General features: G+C 40.2%; 22 protein-coding genes. 11 read left to right on the plus strand and 11 right to left on the minus strand.

The features are described 5' to 3' along the window. Positions 1–72 precede the first annotated feature (72 nt). The 3 genes from SAE01_RS14215 to SAE01_RS14225 all read right to left on the minus strand — a co-directional run bounded on the left by SAE01_RS14215 (position 73) and on the right by SAE01_RS14225 (position 2429). Positions 73–546 (minus strand): ribonuclease H-like YkuK family protein, encoded by a 474-nt coding sequence (locus SAE01_RS14215; RefSeq protein WP_147204447.1) that lies wholly within the window; start codon positions 544–546, stop codon positions 73–75. 274 nt (positions 547–820) lie between these two features. Next, the gene (locus SAE01_RS14220) at positions 821–1612 is read right to left on the minus strand and encodes a DUF3108 domain-containing protein (RefSeq protein ID WP_147204448.1); all 792 of its coding nucleotides are present in this window, start codon (positions 1610–1612) and stop codon (positions 821–823) included. Position 1613: 1 nt separating this feature from the next. Further along, the gene (locus tag SAE01_RS14225) at positions 1614–2429 is read right to left on the minus strand and encodes a hypothetical protein (protein WP_371860470.1); all 816 of its coding nucleotides are present in this window, start codon (positions 2427–2429) and stop codon (positions 1614–1616) included. 294 nt (positions 2430–2723) lie between these two features. On the opposite strand from SAE01_RS14225, the gene ruvC reads away from it, so the two are divergent. Continuing rightward, on the plus strand, positions 2724–3287 hold the full coding sequence (gene ruvC / locus SAE01_RS14230; RefSeq protein WP_147204450.1) for a crossover junction endodeoxyribonuclease RuvC: 564 nt from the start codon (positions 2724–2726) through the stop codon (positions 3285–3287). A gap of 302 nt (positions 3288–3589) precedes the next feature. Here the strand turns inward: ruvC and SAE01_RS14235 are convergent, their stop codons facing one another. Together SAE01_RS14235 and greA are read right to left on the minus strand one after the other, a co-directional pair. Further along, positions 3590–3991: an HIT family protein gene (locus SAE01_RS14235; protein ID WP_147204451.1), complete on the minus strand. Its 402-nt coding sequence runs from the start codon at positions 3989–3991 to the stop codon at positions 3590–3592. An 85-nt stretch (positions 3992–4076) separates the two neighbouring features. Next, the gene (gene greA / locus SAE01_RS14240; protein WP_147204452.1) at positions 4077–4553 is read right to left on the minus strand and encodes a transcription elongation factor GreA; all 477 of its coding nucleotides are present in this window, start codon (positions 4551–4553) and stop codon (positions 4077–4079) included. A 529-nt stretch (positions 4554–5082) separates the two neighbouring features. Here greA and SAE01_RS14245 point away from each other — a divergent pair. Continuing rightward, entirely contained in the window at positions 5083–5301 is a 219-nt protein-coding gene (locus SAE01_RS14245) for a hypothetical protein (RefSeq protein WP_147204453.1), read from the plus strand. Here SAE01_RS14245 and SAE01_RS14250 read toward each other — a convergent pair. Both SAE01_RS14250 and rsmA read right to left on the minus strand, forming a co-directional pair. Further along, a complete protein-coding gene (locus tag SAE01_RS14250) occupies positions 5278–6207 on the minus strand; it encodes an NAD(P)-dependent oxidoreductase (RefSeq protein WP_147204454.1) in 930 nt (309 codons plus the stop codon). The two genes, SAE01_RS14245 and SAE01_RS14250, sit on opposite strands and share 24 nt — an antisense overlap. A 23-nt stretch (positions 6208–6230) precedes the next feature. Further along, a complete protein-coding gene (rsmA, locus tag SAE01_RS14255) occupies positions 6231–6986 on the minus strand; it encodes a 16S rRNA (adenine(1518)-N(6)/adenine(1519)-N(6))-dimethyltransferase RsmA (RefSeq protein ID WP_147204455.1) in 756 nt (251 codons plus the stop codon). Positions 6987–7150: 164 nt separating this feature from the next. On the opposite strand from rsmA, the gene pdxA reads away from it, so the two are divergent. From pdxA to SAE01_RS14270, 3 genes are all read left to right on the plus strand, one after another. Continuing rightward, complete coding sequence (gene pdxA, locus SAE01_RS14260) at positions 7151–8242, plus strand: 4-hydroxythreonine-4-phosphate dehydrogenase PdxA (RefSeq protein ID WP_147204456.1); 1092 nt, start codon at positions 7151–7153, stop codon at positions 8240–8242. Between the two features lie 171 nt (positions 8243–8413). Then, on the plus strand, positions 8414–9283 hold the full coding sequence (locus tag SAE01_RS14265; protein ID WP_147204457.1) for an aldose 1-epimerase family protein: 870 nt from the start codon (positions 8414–8416) through the stop codon (positions 9281–9283). Between the two features lie 114 nt (positions 9284–9397). Beyond that, on the plus strand, positions 9398–9805 hold the full coding sequence (locus SAE01_RS14270) for a carboxypeptidase-like regulatory domain-containing protein (protein ID WP_147204458.1): 408 nt from the start codon (positions 9398–9400) through the stop codon (positions 9803–9805). A gap of 39 nt (positions 9806–9844) precedes the next feature. On the opposite strand, the gene SAE01_RS14275 is transcribed toward SAE01_RS14270, so the two are convergent. From SAE01_RS14275 to SAE01_RS14290, 4 genes are all read right to left on the minus strand, one after another. Further along, positions 9845–11167, minus strand: coding sequence for an ABC transporter permease (locus SAE01_RS14275; protein ID WP_147204459.1), 1323 nt, complete (start codon positions 11165–11167; stop codon positions 9845–9847). A 35-nt stretch (positions 11168–11202) separates the two neighbouring features. Beyond that, a complete protein-coding gene (locus SAE01_RS14280; protein ID WP_147204460.1) occupies positions 11203–12135 on the minus strand; it encodes an ABC transporter ATP-binding protein in 933 nt (310 codons plus the stop codon). Between the two features lie 319 nt (positions 12136–12454). Then, the gene (locus SAE01_RS14285; protein WP_147204461.1) at positions 12455–12745 is read right to left on the minus strand and encodes a rhodanese-like domain-containing protein; all 291 of its coding nucleotides are present in this window, start codon (positions 12743–12745) and stop codon (positions 12455–12457) included. An 8-nt stretch (positions 12746–12753) separates the two neighbouring features. Then, positions 12754–14724: a KUP/HAK/KT family potassium transporter gene (locus SAE01_RS14290; RefSeq protein ID WP_147204462.1), complete on the minus strand. Its 1971-nt coding sequence runs from the start codon at positions 14722–14724 to the stop codon at positions 12754–12756. A 217-nt stretch (positions 14725–14941) separates the two neighbouring features. On the opposite strand from SAE01_RS14290, the gene SAE01_RS14295 reads away from it, so the two are divergent. The 6 genes from SAE01_RS14295 (at position 14942) to SAE01_RS14320 (ending at position 22114) form a co-directional block, all read left to right on the plus strand. Then, entirely contained in the window at positions 14942–16453 is a 1512-nt protein-coding gene (locus tag SAE01_RS14295; protein WP_147204463.1) for a hypothetical protein, read from the plus strand. Positions 16454–16476: 23 nt separating this feature from the next. Further along, positions 16477–17457, plus strand: a complete 981-nt coding sequence (locus SAE01_RS14300; protein WP_147204464.1) for a hypothetical protein — start codon at positions 16477–16479, stop codon at positions 17455–17457. A 206-nt stretch (positions 17458–17663) separates the two neighbouring features. After that, a complete protein-coding gene (locus tag SAE01_RS14305; RefSeq protein WP_218029161.1) occupies positions 17664–18800 on the plus strand; it encodes a glycoside hydrolase family 26 protein in 1137 nt (378 codons plus the stop codon). Between the two features lie 167 nt (positions 18801–18967). Beyond that, positions 18968–19627, plus strand: coding sequence for a phosphoribosylformylglycinamidine synthase subunit PurQ (purQ, locus tag SAE01_RS14310; protein WP_147204465.1), 660 nt, complete (start codon positions 18968–18970; stop codon positions 19625–19627). Positions 19628–19683: 56 nt separating this feature from the next. After that, positions 19684–20130: a protein-disulfide reductase DsbD domain-containing protein gene (locus SAE01_RS14315; RefSeq protein WP_147204466.1), complete on the plus strand. Its 447-nt coding sequence runs from the start codon at positions 19684–19686 to the stop codon at positions 20128–20130. Positions 20131–20149: 19 nt separating this feature from the next. Then, on the plus strand, positions 20150–22114 hold the full coding sequence (locus SAE01_RS14320) for a protein-disulfide reductase DsbD family protein (RefSeq protein WP_147204467.1): 1965 nt from the start codon (positions 20150–20152) through the stop codon (positions 22112–22114). The last annotated feature ends 38 nt before the right edge of the window (positions 22115–22152 follow it).

Genomic DNA, 22152 nt, shown 5'->3' on the forward strand with positions numbered 1-22152 from the left:
AATAAAGGGAGACGATCTCTAAGGAGGAACTTATTTCCTCCAAAATTTTTCAATCGTACAAATCCCGGTTCTCTAATTCACAACTTTGTTGGCGCAACTGCTGCTGGCAAAAGCTTCCGGTTTTGCTTTGAAGGCGAAGCCCATTCCGAGTATATAACCCATTGCTTCGCGTAACGCATCGTTACTTTTAAACTGTGGATTTGTGTTGATGTCTGCATGAACTTCCATGTCGACGTCATAGGTTGTAAACAGGTGACATAGCTCGTAAGCAATCTCTATACTTTTTGCAACCTCAACAAGCATTCTCTCTTTGATAGAATACTTCTGTCTTGTTTTATCATTGTTGATGTACATAAAGCCACCATGACCTTCCCTTAAAAAAACAATGACAGTTGCAAACTCAGTTTCCTGGCCTTTCACCTGGCTGTCGGTTCCAATACAAACTTTTAGTTTATTTCCGGCTGCCGTTTCGTTCTTAATAGCCGTTTCTACCGCTTCTTTAATTGGGAGATGAATTGGTTCTCCGCTGAACTTTCTCCAGAGCATAATAAAATGGGTTTGTGTAATTTACCCAATATTTTGAAATGGAATTATGCTGATTAGAAAATTTGTTCAAAAAACATTGAAACCATTGCCATTCAAACTTAGCTCAAGTTGATTAATAACAACGGTTCGGAAATTAAGTAACGAAGAAACACTAAGAAAAGGATTGCAACACCAGTTGCTTGAAGATCTGCCGATGAAAGTATTGCGTCGCAACGATGATCAATTAAGAAACCAACGCTGGCAACATAAAGACTACAAGAAAGAAAGCTATTACCTATCGAAAACTAATGAGGGACGTTAAGGGGTATCGAAGGTTCTGATAACTCATCAGGTCGACTTTTACAGAGCCGACTAACAAAGGGCTTTCTATTCTCAGCGGAACTTTATTAGCGTCATCACTTACATATACGGTCATTTTTTCTCCACCTTCGAACAACGTTCCTTTTACCAACAAAGGTTTAAAAACAATTGCCCTGAATTTACCGTACCTGGTTTTTATAGTCTCTTTTCCCTGGTAGCGGATATACATGTTATATACTTCGTTGTCGAGAAAAATGGTAAAGGGAATCTTGTCTCCCGGCTTGTACCTGTTAAAATCTATGTTACGAGCATAGTACATTGAACTTACGACATCCTGGATGCAAGAGGGAACTTTGTAAACGCCCTGCGTTGACAAAGCTGTATTAGCTGTATGGTTAAAAGTGATGTTTTCATATTTCTTATAACCGCCTTCATCCACATTTCTGATAAACTTATACGGAAGCAGGTTACTTGTATCAATGAAGGTTTCGTAGCGGTCGCGGACTTTAAAAATGAAATCGTATTTACTGTTTGTTACGCCAGTACCAACTATGTGGTACACTGCCTTGTTATTAAGCCTTTCAGTAGTTACAGTAAAGTTGGCAGTACCTGCATTGATATATAAACCAAGGGCGTTATAAAAAACTACTAGCGATATGTTTTCTCCTGCGCTAAAACTATTGTTTCTTATGCTACAGAATTCGTCGCCGGCGCTTAACCGGGCAGAGAAAAGGAATAATAAACCGGAGAGTAAAACTTTTTTCACGCTACTTATTTCTAAACAATTTTATGCCTAGGACGAACAAACTCCCTGCCAAAGCAGGCAAGATTAAGTTAATAAGCCAGATGGTGGAGGCGGTCAAAACAATCCCTAAAGTATTGGTACTAAAGGCCCCAAATAGAAAAATGCTGATCTTGCCTCTAACACCTAATTCAGCCAAAGCTATTGTTGGAACGACGGCCAAAATAAGAAACATAATTGTGATTAGCCAAAAGGCTGTAGCAATATTAATCCCTACGTTGAATATTTGTAACAATAAAAGGTATTGAATAACGAACACGCTATAACGAAGAATAGAAATTAACAACACCTTTAGAAGTTCCTGCCACCTGAAGTCTTCAAGCTTTTGAATGAAAAAAGCAAATTTTGCAATAAAGGGAATTTTTTCCAACAAACGGACTAACCAACTCAGTTCAAAATACATACAAACTAGCGCTATCGTTACCACTACGGAACCATAAGCGATGCCGTTAATCATGGCAAGTGAAATGTGAACGCTCTGACTTGTTGCATTATAAAACTCTCGTCTTAGTAAGAACAATCCTATCGTACCTAATAACATGGTAACAATTAACTGGCTTATGCTTCCCACAAATGTTAGTGTGATCGCCCTTATTCGGTTTCCTTGTTTTATATATAAAATTCGTCCAAAGTACTCACCCGTTCCGTTTGGTGTATTCATGGCAACGGAGACACTGAGGCCTGATAGAATAGCTTTAAAGGCAGTAAGAAAAGATATTTGTTGAATGTGCCCGATGAGCACTTTCCATTTTAGTGCTTCGCAACTCCAATTGGCAAGCATTAAAACAATTACAAGTACAGCCTTCCATCCTTGCTCGCCGTAGATAGAAACTTTTATTTGCTGCAGCGCGTCTTTCCAATCGGGTTGATGAACGATGTTGCGATAAATAGAAAAGGCTAAAAAAATAAATAAAACAGGACCTAAGAAATAATTAAAAAATATTTTAAGACTTTTGGTCAGGAGGTGTAAAATTTTGCCAAACCTACTAAATTATAATTCCACAACCATTTATACCGCAAGGTGGTAGTATGATAGATATAGATAAGTTACTTTCACGCTCAGTTATAAATAGCAATGATAAAGAGTAGAAATGTAATATTAGGCATCGATCCGGGAACGTTGTTTATGGGCTATGCGTTGATGGATGCTACCACAAGTACGCCAAGGCTAGTGATGATGGATGCGCTAAAGCTATCAAGCAAGACTGATGCATATGAAAGACTGCAGAGAATACACCTTACAGTTGTTGATCTTATAGCTACCTACCAACCAAATACGTTTGCTATTGAAGCCCCCTTTTTTGGAAAGAATGTACAGAGTATGTTGAAGCTTGGAAGAGCCCAAGGGGTAGCTATCGCGGCAGCGATGCAGGCTGGATTGACTGTTACAGAATACTCTCCTAAAAAAGTAAAACAGTCCATCACAGGAAATGGAAATGCTGACAAAGACCAGGTATGGAAGATGCTGCAACGCATTATGAGTCTCGAAGAAAAGCCGCAATATTTTGATGCAACGGATGCGCTTGCAGTCGCCCTCTGTCACCATTATCAATCCAACTCAGTGATCGGAAAACTCGGAAAAGGCTTGAAAGGTTGGGAAGATTTTATATCAAAAAATCCGGGACGGGTAATAAAATGAATAGTCACTAAGGTCATCAAGCCAGTAAGTCACTAGGGGAAGCTTTTTTTTTGATCCAGCTTCAGTGCTCTGCTTGACATCGTTGTGTCACTCTCTTGTACTGTAATTCATTATTCATCTACCATTACGTTTACGTAATTGGGCACTGAAAACTACCTCAGCGAGACCAATAAAAAGTCGAAGGGTGCGACGCAACAAAAGCTTAAAGGATAGCGAATGCTAAGTACATAAACAATCAAATCATCACTACAACAAGCAAACGGAAAAGGGTTTAACGGCACAATCTCCGGAACACAAGACCGTTAGTTGCTTGCACCCATTTCAGCAATTATCCTTTGCTGTATATCTGCAAACTCCTCTTTAGACAATTTTATTTTTGGATTATTAAGATGAACATCTGACGCATGCGTTATCGGAATTAAATGCACATGAGCATGAGGTACTTCAAGACCCACCGTAATTATATTTACGCGGTTACACGGAAAAATCTTTTCTAAAGCTTTGGCAATCGGTTTTGCAAACAAGAGTAAGCCGCCAAGATACTCGTCCGGTACATCAAATATTTTGTCGACTTCTATTTTCGGGATCACCAGTGTATGTCCTTTCTGTACCGGGTAAATGTCGAGGAATGCAAAAAACAGATCATTCTCTGCAACTCTATAAGAAGGAATTTCGCCTGCAATAATTTTCGAAAATATTGTCATACAAATTTTTTTATGGTCAGTTTTAATATGATTAATTCTAATGAAAAAGCCGGCCAAAGGCCGGCTAAAAAAACTTTGCAACAGCTTACACTGTAATGTCTTCCACTTTAAATTTCATGACACCGTTGGGTGCCTGCACTTCAGCTATCTCACCTTTTACTTTACCAATTAATCCCCTGCCAATAGGTGATGAAGCGGATATTTTATTAGCTTTTAAGTCCGCTTCCTTTTCACCAACTATCTGGTAAGTCACTGTTTTTTTTGTTGCCATGTTAGTTATGGTAACACGTGTTAAAATAGTAACCTTGCTTGTATCAATGGTGTTTGTATCTACAATTTTAGCAGTTGCAATAACCCCTTCTAATTGTTTTATTTTAGCCTCAAGCATTCCCTGGGCTTCTTTAGCAGCATCATACTCGGCATTCTCTTTTAAGTCGCCTTTTTCCCGAGCTTCTGCAATTGCACGCGATGCGGCAGGTCTTTCCACCGCTTTCAACTGGTGCAATTCCTGCTTCATTAACTCAAAAGTCTCTTTTGTTACATAATTAGTAGTCTCACTCATTTTCTTTCGTTTTAAAAAGACATAAAAAAATACAACGCCACAAAGACTTGCAGCGTTGCATCTGGCAAAAATAAGAAATTCATTAAATATAATTAAAATTCTAGTCGTTTCGAATACCTGTATTGTTAGTTTCCTGCTGCTTTTTGCTTTAACTGATATTTTTAATTTTTGGCTCTTAAATTGATCTAGGCCAGGCAAATGTTATACTATGATAACCTTTGCTCACATCCCTAAAAAAAACACTTCAGTTGTTACTTTCGGCCTTAAAGAGATTGGCCCGTAATACTGGGTTGGAAATTGCAAGAATGGGATCGATTACTATACCGGTCAAACCTTTCGCGCTCCAGCAAGTGGTTTATTACAACGAATAAAACTTTTTTCTTCGGTTGTTTACGGCTCATGTAATGCTACCTTAAGTATCTATGCTTTCGATCATTCCAACTATACTTTTAAGGAGAAGAAAGCAGAAACCTCTCGGACTATTACCAAAGCACATGAAAATCAATGGCTGGATTTCGACCTGGTGAACTTGAAAGTTGACAAAGATGGGCGTTATGTCTTCAAGCTCGAATGCCAAGGAGCCGGAATGTTAGCTGTGGCGGAATGCCCCTGGAGTACTCCAAACCCTTATGCTGAGGGCGAAGAATGGACAGGCTCTTCACTGTCAAAAGAAGGAAGTTTTTATAAAGATTTTGATCTCGCTTTTGAAGGTGAAATTGAAACGTTACTTAATACCCAGTTTATCTAACACAACTTTAGACATTAGATAATACGCTTCATGCGAGTAACCGGCAATGTGAGGGGTTATGATGACATTAGGTCTTTCAAAAAGATTTTTAAGTTGTTGCTGTTCTTCGGGCGTATAGGTATCTAGTTTTTCGTTTTCTAAAACGTCTAAACCTGCACCTCTGATTAATCCGGCATCCAGCGCATTAATCATAGCTTTTGTATCTGTGACCTTACCCCTGCAACAGTTTAAAAAATATGGCTTACTCTTACATGATTGAAAGAATTCGTCATTAGCAAGATGATAAGTTTCATCTGTAAGAGGTACGTGCAAACTAATCACGTCGCTATACCGGCAAACCTGTTCGAGGCTTGCTTCCTTTATATACCCTTTTGCAAAATCGTGCTTGTATTTATCAAAAGCTAGCACTGTAACTCCAAAGGGTGCAAGCACTTTAGCAAAGGCACTTCCATTATTTCCAAAGCCTATTATCCCAACTGTTTTTCCCGCTAGTTCAGTACCCCGGTTGTCGTTACGTAAATAAAGATTGCGCTTCAGTTCGTCAAAGCTTTTCGTGATGTTGTTCATCAAATTGAGTAACAAACCTAGCGCATGTTCTGCCACGGCATTCCTGTTTCCTTCCGGGCTACTTACACATTTTATTCCCTTGCCTTCGGCGTATATCACATCTATCAGTTCCATTCCGCTTCCCAGCCTTCCTATCCATTGTAAGTGTGGGGCCGCATCAATTAGTGCTTTGTCAATCTTCAGCCGGGTTGTTACAATCAATCCGACAGCATGAGCAATCCTCTCTCTTAATTCTTCGTAAGAAATAGACGGAACATATAAGACTTCAAAATGATTTTTCTTAAGCGTCTCCTCCAGGTAGGTATGAGCCGGAGCAGTTATAATGACTGTTGGATTCAAAATATTGTGGTTAAGTCTTTCTGTTAGTTCATCCGAAAAGTTAAGGCGGCAAAATCTTCAACGCTTAATACTTCGGCTCTTTTATCAAACAATTCATCCTTTAATTCTTCTGCAGTAAACAAAGACTTTACAGCATTTCTGAGGGTTTTTCTTCTTTGGTTAAATGCTGTTTTCACCAGGTTAATAAATGCTTTCTCGCTTCTCATCTCTGGTACCGTTTCACGCCTTGTCAACCTGATTACCCCACTCATTACTTTTGGTGGCGGATTGAAGCAAGAAGAATCAACATCGAACAAGTACTCCACCTTATAAAAAGCCTGGACCAGCACACTCAAAACCCCGTACACTTTGCTGCCTTTTTTTGAGGCGGCCCGCTCGGCTACCTCTTTTTGAAACATCCCAACAACCGTTGGAACTTGCTGCCGCCAGTCTAATACTTTAAACAAGATCTGGGTAGATATGTTGTACGGGAAATTTCCTACAACTGTAAACTCGTCATCAAAAGGTGCATCAATATCAAGAAAGCTATCATTAATAATTCTTCCCCGTATTGCCGGAAATGCTTTGTCGAGAAACAGGACCTTTTCATTATCAAGTTCCACAGCTTTAAAGTCTATACCGGATATTTTCAAAAGATACTTTGTAAGCGCTCCTCCCCCGGGGCCAACTTCCAATAATCGTTCAAAAGGCTGTTTCTGCAATTCGTCAATAATATTCCTGCATACATTTTCATCTTTCAAAAAATGCTGACCCAACGATTTTTTTAACCTGTATTCCATGAGCGCCAAAAGTAAATCTTAAACGTAAACTTTTAATGAGGTTGTGACTGGTGACACATAGGAAAATTACCGGCTCCGTCTAAAAGCCCTACTTAGGTCTAAATCATCCCTTTCAACGGTAACTAATAGTTTCACTATTTTTGCGCCTCAAACGCACAAGTAATATGAGCACCGAATTGCAAAAGCCTATCATTGGATTTAGCTGTGGCGACCTGAACGGCATTGGACTGGAAATCATTATCAAAGCATTGAGCGATACCCGCATACTTGATTTTTGTACTCCTGTAGTTTTTGCAAATAACAAAAGCATCAATTTTTATCGCAAAACCTTGCTTGATATAAACTTCACTTTTACCATTATTAAAGATTTAACCAAACCCAATATTAAGCAGGTAAACGTGTTAAGCTGCTGGGAAGAGGATGTAGCTATAACTCCAGGTCAACTAAATGAGACCGGCGGAAAATATGCTTTCAAATCTTTGAAAGCTGCTGTAGAAGCACTCCAAAACAAACAAATACATGGCCTTGTAACGGCTCCTATACACAAGAAAAATATTCAATCAGAAGAGTTCAACTACAGTGGACATACGCCTTATTTCAAAGATGCTTTCCATGTAGATGATGTGGTCATGCTGCTTGCAGCCAGTAACATCAGGGTCGGTTTGTTGACGGAACATGTGCCTGTTACAGAACTTGCAAGTCATATAACCAGTGCTGCTATTCTTAGCAAGTTGCGCATCATGAACAATAGTCTTATAAAAGATTTTGGTATTGACAAACCTAAGATTGCCGTGCTAGGGCTGAACCCTCATGCTGGCGACGAGGGCCTGATAGGCAAGGAAGAACAAACGATCATTAAACCGGCCATCAAAGAAGCTAAAAATAATAACCTGTTGGTGTTCGGACCGTATAGTGCTGATGCATTTTTCGCCCGCGGGCAGCATGAGCAGTTCGACGCTGTGCTGGCCATGTATCACGACCAGGGGTTGATACCTTTTAAATCACTTGCCATTGGCGAAGGCGTTAACTATACTGCCGGCTTACCTATTGTTCGCACCAGCCCCGACCATGGTACTGCCTTCGATATTGCCGGAAAAGGTATTGCCGACGCATCGTCGTTTGTATCTGCCACTTTCGAATGTATTGAGATCATAAATCGTCGTGCTGTTTACGAAGAAAATCATAAAAATCCGCTTCGACGCATTAGTGCCCGCGTTTTTGCAAATGTGGTGGATGAGAGAATTATCGAAGAATAGTTAAGAAGAAGATTTCTCGCGGAAGACGCAGAAATCGCGAAAGACAAGAAGTTGTTTCCTTTTTTTCTGCGACTTCAGCGCCTTCTGCGAGACACTTCTGAGTTTCCAGCCTTTGTCTTTCATGGCATCATCGTTGTGTCACTCACTTGTACTACAAATCAATCATCAGCTATGCCCTCCATCTCAAACGATTACATTTCTATCATAGTAGCCACCAAAGGCGCAGAACTTCAAAGCCTTTATCATAAGCAACATAAGCTTGAATACATGTGGAGCGGCGACCCTGCTTTTTGGGGTAAACATAGTCCCGTATTATTTCCAATTGTGGGCGAATTAAAAAATAAGACATACCAATACAACGGCGAAAACTACAATCTTAGCCGCCACGGTTTCGCACGTGAAATGGAATTTGAAGTATCAGAACAAAGTGAAAATTCAATTGCGTTCGTGTTACAATCAAATGAAGAAACGCTTGAAAAATACCCGTTTCAATTTAAGTTTTACGTTGTTTATACGCTCCTCGAAAGTTCGCTTCAAATTACTTTCATAGTTGAAAACCTTGGTTCAGACAATATGCTTTTTTCTGTGGGCGCCCATCCCGCATTTAAAGTACCGTTGATAGATGGAACGAGCTTTGTAGATTATCGGCTGGTTTTTGACAAAACTGAAACAATTGGCAGATGGCCTATATCTCCAGACGGATTGATAGAAATAACATCTCAACCCTTGCTTAATAACGAAACAATACTACCTCTGAAAAAGGAAATGTTTTCTGCTGATGCAATCGTATTAAAAGAGCTTGAATCAACTTCAATTTCTATCACCAGTCCTAAAACAGAACATGGCCTGAAAGTTCGGTTTGAAAACTTTCCGTTTCTCGGCATTTGGTCAACAAAAGGGGCCGACTTTGTATGCATAGAACCCTGGTGTGGAATAGCCGACAGTGTAAATGCATCAGGAAATTTCAAAGAGAAAGAAGGCATTAACACATTGGCACCTTCCGGTAAGTTTGAAGTTTCTTACCATATTGAGCTTTTTTAACAGGTATTTAAAAAACGCGAGTCGGAAGTCGAAAACCGCGATTGATAGCAGTTGCTGCTTTCGGCGAAATCATTTTTAGTTTTTAGCTTTATCATCCTTTTAATCATAAAGCACATGAGATTTAAACTGTCCCTGACTCTTGTAGTGGCAATCTTGCTGTCTTTTACATCTTTTAGCCAGGAGAAAAAAATGGCTATAATAAGTGGAATAGTAAAAGATGCTCGTTCAAAAACTCCCTTAAATGAAGCCGTGGTTACCTTAAGCTCTTCTGCATTTCAAGGGCAAAAATTTGCCCTTACTGATTCAACAGGAATGTACAGCGTAAGAAATCTTCCGGCAGGAAATTATAAAATTGCTTTCGAGATGGAAGGTTACGAAAAGTTTACACAAGAAAATATTGCGTTACAACCGGGGATGTCTTTAGGGGTAAGCTTCGAAATGGTGAAGGCACGAAAGTCAAAAGACAAAAAGATAAAACAGGAAAATGAAAATGTAATAACAATAAAAAAGGACGAAAATTAATTCGTCCTTTTTTATTGCTTTATTATTCTGTTATAAATTTTAATTGCTTCTAAAGGCCCATTTCAACATTTCTTTCCAGGTTGCTTTTTTCCCGTACATTAAAATTCCGGTTCTGTAAATCTTCGCACTTACCCAGGTTGTAAACAGAAAACCGCCAACCAGCAGCGTCATGCTCAATAACAGTTGCCAGTACGGAACCGTACCGGGAACGCCGAAAGGAATTCTTGCCATCATGACAATAGGTGAGCAAAAAGGTATCAAGCTTGCCCAAGTCGCAAGACTTCCCGAAGGATTTGTAATAGCGTTCATCATGATGATAATTGATACGATGATTGGCATCGTAATCGGCAGTTGTAGACTCTGGGCATCTTGTGCATCCTCATTTACAGTGCTACCAACTGCAGCAAATAGTGATGCATAAAAAAGATACCCGAATAAAAAGTAAAACAGGAAGCAGCCAATAATCAGGAACCAATTTGCCTGGCTGAGAGTATTAGTAAAATCAGCAAATCCGTTGGCTGCACCACTAGCTGCACTCATGCTTCCGCCTCCGGGCATTTGTTGCGTCGATTCCTGCGCTTGTTGCAGTGTCTCATGAGGCAACAAAGCAGTTGCTGCGGATGTAAGACCAACGAGAAGAATTATCCAAATAAGAAACTGTGTTAATCCTACTGCTCCTATTCCTATAATTTTTCCTATCATCAGTTGAAAAGGTTTCACCGATGAAATAATTACTTCTGCTATACGATTTGTCTTTTCTTCAGTAACGCCCCTCATCACCATCATTCCATAAATAAGTAGCGTAATGTAGATCAGAAAGCCGCTGCCGTATCCTATACCATAAGCCAGCCCACTATTACCTCGTTTTACTTCTGAGCCTTCCTGGTAGGTCTGGTCTATTTTAGCAGAACCTATTCTTTTGCGCTCGGCTTCCAGATCTTTTACATCTACGTTGTACTTCGATTTTAGAAGCTGGTTCTCAAGGGTCTCGTTTATTTTATCTTCAAGCTGCGACTCAGCCACCATACCCAACTGCTTTTTGGAAATTAGTTTATAGCCATTATTACCGCCACCAGGAGTATATAAAAGTGCACTGTAACCTTTGGCTATATAGTTTGTGCTATCAACTCCCTTAGGAAATTCAAATGATAGCGCTTTCGTGTTTTCTATATTGCCTTCCATTGTTCCCGTATGATCAATCACAGCTATTTTCTCGTGATCAATATTTTTTACAGAAATTATAGTGACGGTAGTAATCAAGCCTGCAAATAATAAAGGGGTAAGAATGGTCGACAAAATGAACGTTTTGTTCCTAACCCTAACGAGGTACTCGCGTTGTATAATTAAAAGTATTTTATTCATGTTTTGGTTGAAATTGAAAAATGAAAGAAAGTAGGTTAAACAGTTACTTTTTGAAATTGACGGGTAGTTCTTGTTCCCTCAACCTGCCTGATAAAAACTTCGTTTAGCGATGGAAGAACTTCATTAAAAGCTTCAATAGAAGCATTCTCGTTAATGAAATACTTCAGCACATCATTGCTTGTGCGGCCTTCATTTATTTTAACTGTTAACTGGTTTGCATTTTGGTTGACAACTTCAAACGCCTCGCTTCGAACATCGGTTAATTCATTTGAAAGCTGTACTCTAAAAAGATTTTCTTTAAACTGTTGCTTTATTCCCTGTACGGTGCCGTCCAGTATTTTCTTGCCCTGGTTTATCAATACAATATGATCGCAAATTTCTTCTACCTGCTCCATCCGATGCGTACTAAAGATGATTGTACTACCTCTTCTTGCTAATTCAAAAATTTCGTCTTTTATCAAATTTGCATTCACGGGGTCCAAACCGCTAAAGGGCTCGTCAAGAATAATAAGCTTTGGTTCGTGCAGAACAGTTGCTACAAATTGCAGCTTCTGGCTCATCCCTTTGCTTAGGTCTTCTACTTTTTTATTCCACCAGCTCTCCATTCCTAACCGGGTGAACCAGTATTTAATCTTCTCCATCGCCTCGCTTTTTGTGAGGCCTTTCAGGCGCGCCAGATAAAGCGCTTGCTCACCAATTTTCATTTTCTTATACAGCCCTCTTTCTTCGGGCATGTAGCCTATAAAGAGTGTATCATTTAACGGATCGAACCTTTTATCATTGAAAATAATCTCACCTTCATCGGGATAAAATATGCCGGTTATCATTCGAAGCAAAGTTGTCTTACCGGCGCCGTTGGGGCCAAGCAGACCAAAAATACTTCCTTGCTCTATCGAGAAACTTATGTCGTCTACGGCTTTTTGCGTAGCATAATATTTTTTCAGATTCTTAAGTTGTAGAAGGTGCATGTGCAGCAGTTGGGTTAAATTCAAATGTAGGTGTAAGGAAAATTGAATGTATCTATTTTATGTGAACGGCACGTCTACTTGCAAAGTTTTCTTTATTTAAATTCTCGTTGCTTTTTGTTTCAAAGTAAAACGCCTGCCACAAGGTGTGTTTTTTTGTTGACCGTCAGTTGTACATATAGCAACATTGTTGCGTCGCACACTTCAGGTTTTTTTTATAAAATGGAGCATGCGAAGGATAGCTGAGTAAACATTTAAAGTAGAAGAGTGTGACACAACAATGCCCTATTTTTATTCAAATGCCGGCTACAACAATTTCCCGCTATCGTTCCCACTTTTCTAATCCGCCTTGTAAGTTCACAAGGTTTGTAAAGCCGAATTTGTCCTCCAGCCTTTGGATAGCGATTTGGCTGCGAATGCCACGGTGACAATACACAATAACCGGAACATCAGTTGGTATTTCGGCTGCTTTACTCATCACTTCACCTAATGGAATAAGTGTTCCGCCAATGTCAAAATCTTCATGTTCGTACTCTTCGCGTACATCCAGGAGGTAGAAATCTCCATTCTGGCCCAGCTTATCTTTCAACTGCTCTGCTGTTATTTGTTTCATAGCTGGCCCTAGTCGGTGAGAATTCTCTTCAGCTTTATGTTTGAAACCGGGGCTACGATTAACGGGAATTTTTCGACGGTAACTGTACTGGGGTCAAGACCAAAGCCCCGTTCTTCAGTAAGGCTAATGTCTTTTATCCAGAAATATAATCTCATAATTAACTTCTCAATAAAAGGCAGTTCGTTGTCCTGGCTTAAGAACTTCTCCATCACAATAAATTGAAAGTCTCCCGTCACGTTACTTTCCTCTATGATTTCGTACTTGCTTTTAATGCGAACTTCTTTGTTGAGCATAAGATCGGCAACTACGTTTCTAAACATCAGGTTGATACGCTGAGCTACTCTGAAGCCAAGCCTGAATTCAACCCTTATGATATCGTTTGGAATAATATGATCGACATTGTACTCAGAAGTATAAGGATCATCCAACACATCCACATGCACAAACCAATAAATGTCAGCTCTCTTTGGCTTGCGATTTAAAATCGAGTATATGATTTTATGCTCTATCTCTTTGGGATTGCTCGCACTGGTCATATAGACCAAATGAGTAGCATGTTTTGGGATTGTTCTGTCGCTACTTAATTCCTGTATTTGAGAAATGTAATGCTGCAAGCGAACAAACTCGATGTACCTGTTTTTAATTTTCCGGCTACGGTACCATACATACATTACCCCAAATAAAGCTCCCCCAACGATGAGCGTAACAAAACCGCCATGCGGAAATTTTTTGAGGTTGGCAACCAAATAAGAGGTCTCTATAGTAAGGTAAACAACAAGGTATAAGTAAATCCACGCAGGCGCCGTTCTCTTACTAATAAGGTAGTTGGCAAATAAGATAGAGGTGCTGATCATGCAAAGGGTAATTGCCAAGCCATAAGCGGCTTCCATGTTGCTCGATTTTTTAAAGTACAACGTGATGGCTACGCAACCGATAAATAACAGTAAGCTGATGCCCGGTATATATAGCTGCCCTTTTTCTTCGGTAGGATAATTGATTTTCATTTTCGGCCAAAGGTTCAACCGCATAGCTTCACTAATAAGGGTGAAGGAACCCGATATCAAAGCCTGGCTTGCGATAATAGCAGCGGCGGTAGCAATTGCAATTCCGGGCAGCAAAAACCATTGAGGCATCAGATCGAAGAAAGGATTGATGTCACCTTCCATATTATCTGACATTCTTACCCCTGTATAATTGTGAAGCAACCATGCGCCTTGTCCGAAGTAATTAAGTATTAAGGCTGATTTTACAAAGATCCATGAAACGCGAATATTGCTTTTTCCACAATGTCCCATGTCACTATAAAGGGCTTCCGCTCCGGTAGTGCAAAGAAAAACAGCGCCTAAAATCCAAAATCCACCAGGATAAACTGTAAGCAACTTGATAGCATAATGTGGGCTAAGCGCTTTCAGTATTGCGAAGTCATCAGAAATATGATATACCCCAAGAATAGCAAGCATCGTAAACCAAACAAGCATGATAGGCCCGAACATCTTACCAATAGTCAAGGTACCAAACTGCTGCATAAAAAACAAAAGAGAAAGTATGGCAAGTACAATGATTACAATGAGGGTAGTGGAGATACTTTCCCAACCGGGAATCTGTCTCAGACCTTCTACTGCTGACGTCACGGAAACCGGTGGTGTTATAATACCGTCCGCCAACAAAGAGGCACCGCCAAGCGTTGCAGGCATCACCAGCCACTTTTTCCTTCGTCGCACCAGGGCGTACAAACTGAAGATGCCACCCTCTCCATTGTTGTCTGCTTTTAAGGTGAGTATTACATACTTGAGGGTGGTCTGTAAAGTAAGGGTCCAGATGATGCACGATAAAGAGCCGAGGATGAGCTGCTGATTAATAATATGATCATCTATAATGGCATTAAAAACGTATAGAGGTGAAGTACCAATATCACCATATATAATTCCCAGTGCTATCAATAATCCGCCTGCAGTAACCTTGTTTATATTGCGGCTCACAATGAGTTTGATTAGTAAAAAATAAGAAGCAAGTCGCTAAGCAATTCCTCTTAATTATGTCGTCCAGGCAACTTTATGTTACAAAAGTAAATAATTGGTTAATTCTTTACCTCCTTCTTTCAATCTATCTTCAAAGGGGTAAGTGTTAAGATATCGTTGGATAATTACATACTTCACATAGCTTACATTTGTTAGGATTAAAATTTTTAAAGTCGGTATGAAAAGAATTGCTGTCATAATAGTGCTTTTAACGAGTGTTTGTTTTGCAAACGCGCAGCGGGTTATATATAGTGAACCAGATAAAAACGATTTCAGGCAAACAGAATTTGAGATAATTGGAAAAGTTGCCGGAAATATTCTAATCTATAAAAACACCAGGAACTCTTATGCCATCAGCGTATACGACTTTGACATGAAACAGAAAGAAAGGGTGAAGATGGACTTTCTACCCGATCGCATTATCAATGCCGACTTCCTGGCCTATCCCGACTACAGCTACATGTTCTATCAATATCAAAAGAGGAACGTTGTATATGCAATGGCTGCAAAAATAGATGGCAATGGAAAAATAGTCGGAAGCCCTATGGTGATGGATACTACTGAAATTGGGTTTCTTGCAAGCAACAAAATTTACTCTGTTATAAATAGCGAGGACAAAGAATATATTGGCTTATTTAAAATCAATAGTAAGAATGAAGACAATTTCTTATTAACAACTTCCATTTTTAATAAAGAGCTCGAAAGAAAAGACAAACAATATATCAGCATTCGCATGCCTGAGCGACATGATTACCTAACTGAATTTGTAATTGATAACGAAGGAGATTTTGCCTTTGTGCGAGCAGTGCAAAGCCAGGAGAATGATAAGATTCAAAAGCTTTATTTCTTTAAGAAGAAGTTGGGGAGTGACCAGGTAAGCGCGAAGCCGGTTCAGCTAAATAATCAATCACTCGACGATATACGCCTTAAGGTAGATAACTACAACAAACACTATATCATCTCATCTTTTTATAGCCGCTCCCGCCGCGGAAACATTGAAGGTCTTTACACGTGCATCTGGGATAAAGCTGCAGACTCCGCAAAGTCGGTACTTTCCTATGAGTTCAACGAAAACTTGAGAAATGATGCCAAAGGCGATAACAGTGTGAAGTCAGCTTTCAATGATTTTTTCATAAGAAACCTGATTGTAAGAAAAGATGGTGGTTTCCTACTGGCGGCCGAGTCCTTCTTTAGTACGGGTAGAGGCGGAAATTATAATCGTTACGACTATATGTACGGTTCGCCTTTCCTTAGACCAATGGATTATTACAGCTTCAGTCCTTATGGATACGGATATCCCTGGTACAGGTATAACACCTTGGGACAAAGCACCCGTTACAATGCTCAAAACATAGCAGTGTTCTCTTTTGACAGTACCGGAACAATGAGTTGGAGCAATGTATTGAACAAAAATCAGTACGATGATGAAACCGATGCATTCATCGGTTACTCTTTGTTAAATACCGGCGATCAACTTCACTTCTTATTTAATCAACAGGAAAAACGCCTTCAATTATTAAACGACCAAAGCATTTCTCCAACAGGCCAGGTTACCCGTAATCCAACACTTAGAAATCTTGATCAGGGTTACGATTTCATGGCTCGCTATGGCAAACAGGTTGGCAGCAGGCAAATAATTTTTCCATGCATGTACCGAAATTATCTTTGTTTTGCACGGTTAGATTTATAGAAATAAACCTGTTAACATAAAGAGTGGTTGCGTTATTTAAAGACCGGTCCCCGGCAGCAGTTGTCTGGCTCTTTATTCTGAGCTTTATCGTCCATAGCCACTTTATAGTTGATGTTCCTGTTGTACCGGCGGGGCGGTCGGACGGTCTGCTTTCTGTTTTCTTAAGCAACTATATTGCCCCGTTAAATCCTGTCATTGTTATTTTCATCTACCATGCTTTTGTCATTATCCAGGCACTAAGAATCAATTATCTTTTTAATGATCATCGCATGTATAGCAAGAATAATTTTCTTGCTGCCATGGTATATATATTATTGACAGGAATTTTTAAAGAATGGGGTAACCTAACTCCTGCATTAATTGAAAATATCTTAGTCATCTGGCTCTTTGCAAAAACGATACGCTTATATAACAATCCAAATCCCAAAACTTTACTTTTTAATATTGGTCTTCTCATAGGTATTGGTATCATTTTATATCACCCCTCGGCCCTTCTTATTTTAGTTGCTTTTTTTGCTTTAACTGTTGTCAGACCGTTCGTAATTACTGAATGGGTAGTCTTATTGATGGGCGTTGTTTTTCCATATTATTTCCTTGCGTCCTACCTATACCTTACTGACCGTCTCAGTACTATCTTACTATATATCCCAAACTGGGGGCTTAATATCCCACGCACCACTATTTCGCCGGCCTTTTTTGTAACCGTTGGTTTAATACTCATTATCCTTATTCTCGGCATGGTTTACTCGCAGCAGGAAACTCGCCGTCTTCTCATACAGGTTCGTAAAAACTGGGTAGTGCTAACTGTAATGCTGCTGGTAATGCTACCAATACCTTTCATTAATAAGGGTGTGGGAATAGACAGTCTTTTGCTTTGGATTGTGCCTGCAAGCCCTTACATGGCGAAAGCTTTCCTCGGACCGAAGAAAAATACTTTACCAAATCTTATGTTCTGGTCACTGCTCGTGCTTGCGCTTGTCAAGAACTGGCAGGTGGTGCCATAAAGGTTTTGTGTTGTAAGCACCCGACCATTTTTCGACATCGTTGTGTCACTCCCTTGTACAGTAAATCATTATTCAAAAACTAGCAATCTCTTCAAAAAAGCTTCAAACCTCTGCAGGAAATGTAGCTAATACACATCCTGTTTTTGCTGTTAGAACAGCTCGTTCTTACCTTGCCAATCTTTTATAATCAAAAACAATTCTCGTCCGTGAAAGTGTACCTGATCCTTCTGGCTTTATTCCTTGCGCTGGCTGGCAACAGTCAAAAGAACGCGCCCATAGATGCTAAGGCTACCAAAGAAACCAAAGCATTGTATGACAACCTAAGAAAGCTGTCTAAACAACATACACTCTTCGGTCACCAACATGCTACTGAATATGGGCATGGCTGGTCAGGAGATGAAAACCGGTCAGACGTAAAATCAGTTGTTGGTTCTCACCCGGCCGTGATCGGTGTTGACTTCAGTGGCTTTACGGGCGGCACACCGGAGTCAAGACAAAGAGCAAAGAATGATGTAAGAAAAACTGTCATAAACACTTACAACCGTGGAGGCGTTACTACGGTTGCCTGGCATTTCCCTAACCCGCTGTCAAAAGGTGGTTTTAATTGGGTTGATTCTGTTTCTGTACCTGCCGTAAAATATCTTATTCCCGGCGGCAAATCAAATGCACTCTACAAAGAAATTTTAGGTGGTATTGCTGAATTTGCAAAAAGCGCAAAAGTAGCGGACGGCAAGCTTGTACCGATGCTCTTTAGACCCTACCATGAGTTTGACGGAGGATGGTTTTGGTGGGGTAAGCCTCATTGTACAAAAGAAGAATTTTTATCACTATGGCGCTTTACTGTGTCTTATCTAAGAGATAGTCTTGACGTCCATAACTTCATTTACACATTTTCGCCCGATAACCGCTTCCTAAGCGAAGAGCAATATCTCGACCGCTACCCTGGAGATGAATGGGTGGACATGGTCGGAGTGGACAACTATGGCGACATGGGCCGCGATAAATATGATCTCGAAACTGCAGCAAAAAAGCTCAAGATCGTTTCGGACTATGCTGCAAAAGCGGGCAAATTAGCAGCTTTCACAGAAACAGGTCTCGAAACTATTCCCAACCCAACGTGGTGGACTGAAACACTTTTGAAAGTAATGAAAGCACACAAGATGCAACTTGCGTACGTGCTTGTCTGGCGAAACGACATTCGCAGTCCGACTCATTTCTATGCGCCTTTTCCCGGCCAGGTCAGCGCTCCTGACTTCAAAAAATTCTATGACGACCCATACACCTTGTTTGAAAATGATCTAAAGGGCATTTACAAGAAAAAGAAGTTTTTAGGCATCTTTTGATAGCTTGACATGAAGGCTCTCGCAGAAAGCGCGGAAGGCACGAAATAAAAAAGCTTCCGCGATTTCTGCGCCTTCCGCGAGAAACCCTCCTCGAAGCACTGCACTCCAAATATTAGAACAGTATTTACAATTGACTATTTACCTTCGTCGCACAAGATCCTTCTATTATGAAATTTGGAATTGTTGTTTTCCCTGGTTCAAACTGTGACAGAGATATGCAGGACGCTCTTCAAAACGAGTTAGGCAAAGAGGTGGTAATGCTCTGGCATAAAGACAAAGACATCAGCATGTTTTCAACCGACGATTGCATTGTACTACCGGGTGGCTTCTCTTATGGCGATTACCTCCGTTGCGGTGCGATTGCCCGTTTTAGTCCTATGATGGAAAGCGTTATTGATTTTGCAAAAAGGGGTGGAAAAGTACTGGGAGTATGTAATGGTTTCCAAATTTTGTGCGAGAGTGGTTTGCTACCGGGGGCCTTGTTGCCAAACGCGCAGCAACAATTTGTCTGTAAAAATGTTTATATAACCGACGATGCTAAAACGCCGCTGATGGTACCTGTCGCTCATGGTGAAGGAAGGTATTATGCAGAAGAAAATGTGCTGGATGAATTGGAAGCCGCGGGACAAGTGATGTTTAGGTATTGCGATGAAAAAGGCAACATTGAACCTTTAAGCAACCCAAACGGAGCGATGAGAAATATTGCTGGAATCAGAAATAAAGAAAACAATGTTTTTGGTATGATGCCACATCCTGAAAGAGCTATTTCACCTGCGTTAGGTAACATAGATGGGATACAGGTTTTCAAGTTGTTGGGATTGAATTAACACAAACGAGATTACAATTGACTGTGAGTTTAGTCAAATAATCAAATTTTTTAAACATGCGCACATCTATATCTTTTATCATTTTTGTTTTGTTTGCTTTTAGTTCTGCTGCACAGGTAAAAGATCCTGTAAAGTGGACCGCAACAAGCAGAAAAAAAGCGGGCTTTTACGAGGTTGTACTTACTGCTACAATGCCGAAGCCGTGGCATATCTATTCTCAAAAAACAGGAGAGGGCGGGCCTGTTGCTACTAATTTCAAATTCACTAAAAATCCATTAATAACCCTTAACGGGGAAGTGAAAGAAATTGGTTCCCTGAAGGAAAACTATGACAAATTGTTTGATACTAAAGTGAAATACTTTGGTGACAAAGTAGACTTTGTGCAGGCAGTTAAGGTAAAGGGGAATGTGAAAACGAATGTAAACGTGACTGTAGAATATATGACCTGTGACGATAGTCAATGCCTTCCGCCAACAAAGAAAACGTTTAGCGTTTCTTTGTAATTGATAACCCTTACCCACGATGATAAAATTTTTTAAACCCTTTTCTCTTCTTTTACTTTTTTTTGTTTCGCATACGTTAACTGCACAAGTGTCCAAACATGTGCAGTTTTCATTTTCAGGAAATCGTGATGAAAAAGGTGCATACCTGTCAATAAAGGCGAAAATTTCGGACAAGGTTCAGTTGTTTTCAACAAAGAAAAAATCCGTAGACGACGCATTTTGCAGTTCGGTTGAAATTGATAGTTTAAGCCAAAAATATCTAAAGGATAGCCTTATTGAAATTGGCAATCTCAAGACCGCGATGAATGCTGCCGCTGGTGAGGAAGTAAGATATTTTTCAGACAGCGTGGAATGGAGGCAACCACTAAATCTTGCTGCAGCCGATAGTGCTAAAATAAAAGGAACAGTTACGTGGCTAGCAAGTTTTAACGATGAGTTTCCAACAGGCGATGAAAGTTTTTCTGTTAAGATCAAAGCTGTTGGCGCTCCGTCAACTGCTGCTGCGACGACTGATGACGGTTCTTTGTGGTCTACATTTTTTCTTTGCCTGGTAACAGGCCTTGTTGCTGTGTTAACTCCCTGTGTTTTTCCACTTGTGCCGGTTACTGTTAGTTTTTTTCTCAAGAGAAGTAAGTCAAGAGGCGAAGGTTTGCGAAATGCAACTTTTTACTCTTTATCAATCATTTTAATTTATACTATTCCTACCCTCGTTCTTACTTTACTTTTTGGTGGTAACGCTTTGTATAATATATCAACCCACCCCGTAACCAACCTATTATTCTTTGCCATTTTCATTCTCTTTGCCATTTCATTTTTTGGCGCTTTTGATATCTCCCTGCCGAATAGTTGGGCAAATAAGGCTGATGAAAAAGCGGGAAAAGGAGGTCTTGTTGGCATCTTCTTTATGGCACTAACCCTGGTGATTGTAAGCTTTAGCTGTACAGGACCAATCGTAGGAACGTTGCTCGGCAAAACCGCAACGCAAGGCGTTACTTTAGCGCCTGTGATGGGTATGCTTGGATTCGGAATCGGGCTAGCTTTACCATTTTCACTTTTCGCCTATTTCCCGTCAATGCTTAAGAGCTTGCCCAAAAGCGGCGGTTGGCTGAATACTGTGAAAGTTACCTTCGGTTTTATAGAGCTTGCACTGGCTATGAAGTTTCTTTCTAATGTAGATCTCGCTTACCACTGGCGCTTACTTGACCGTGAGATCTTCCTGGTAATTTGGATAGTAATCTTTACGCTCCAAGGAATGTATTTGCTGGGCAAACTAAAATTTAGCCACGACAGCGACCTTCCTTTTATCACCGTTCCGAGGTTGTTTTTTGCGATAGCATCTTTTTGTTTCGCATTGTATCTATTTCCTGGTTTATGGGGTGCTCCTCTTAAAGGCATTGGTGGATGGCTCCCGCACACAAGCACGCAGGATTTTAATTTACAGGATATAAAATACCAGTTAGAAGATTTAAAAGCTAGTGGAGTTAGCTCCGGCAGTTCAAAGACTGCTGCTCCTCCAGCTAAAAAGTATGTCGATAAGTTGCATACTCCATTCAGACTCCCGGGTTATTTCGATTTGGAAGAAGGGATGGCAGCAGCGAAAATTTTGAACAAGCCAGTAATGCTTGACTTCACAGGTCATAGCTGCGCGAACTGCCGTAAGATGGAAGCTGAGGTATGGGCCGACCCGGAAGTATTGAGAAGAATAAAAGAAGATTTTGTATTGATCAGTTTATATGTGGACGAGTCTACTGAGTTGCCGGATGATGAGCAATACACCAACAAAGCAGGCGAAAAAATAGTAACCGTAGGCGATAAGAATAAAGATTTTGAGATAACGAAGTTTGGCTTCAACGCCCAGCCGCTCTATATGTTTCTTGATCTAAACCAAAACCCTTTAAGCGACATTAAATACGGGTATGATTCCAATGTGAAAAAGTTTGTTGATCACCTGGAAATGGTTAAGAGGAAATTCGAAGGGAAATAGGTTTTAAACAATATTGAGATGTAGTACAAGTGTGCGAC

It is taken from the genome of Segetibacter aerophilus, from assembly GCF_007991655.1.
GTDB classification, from domain to species: Bacteria; Bacteroidota; Bacteroidia; order Chitinophagales; family Chitinophagaceae; genus Segetibacter; species Segetibacter aerophilus.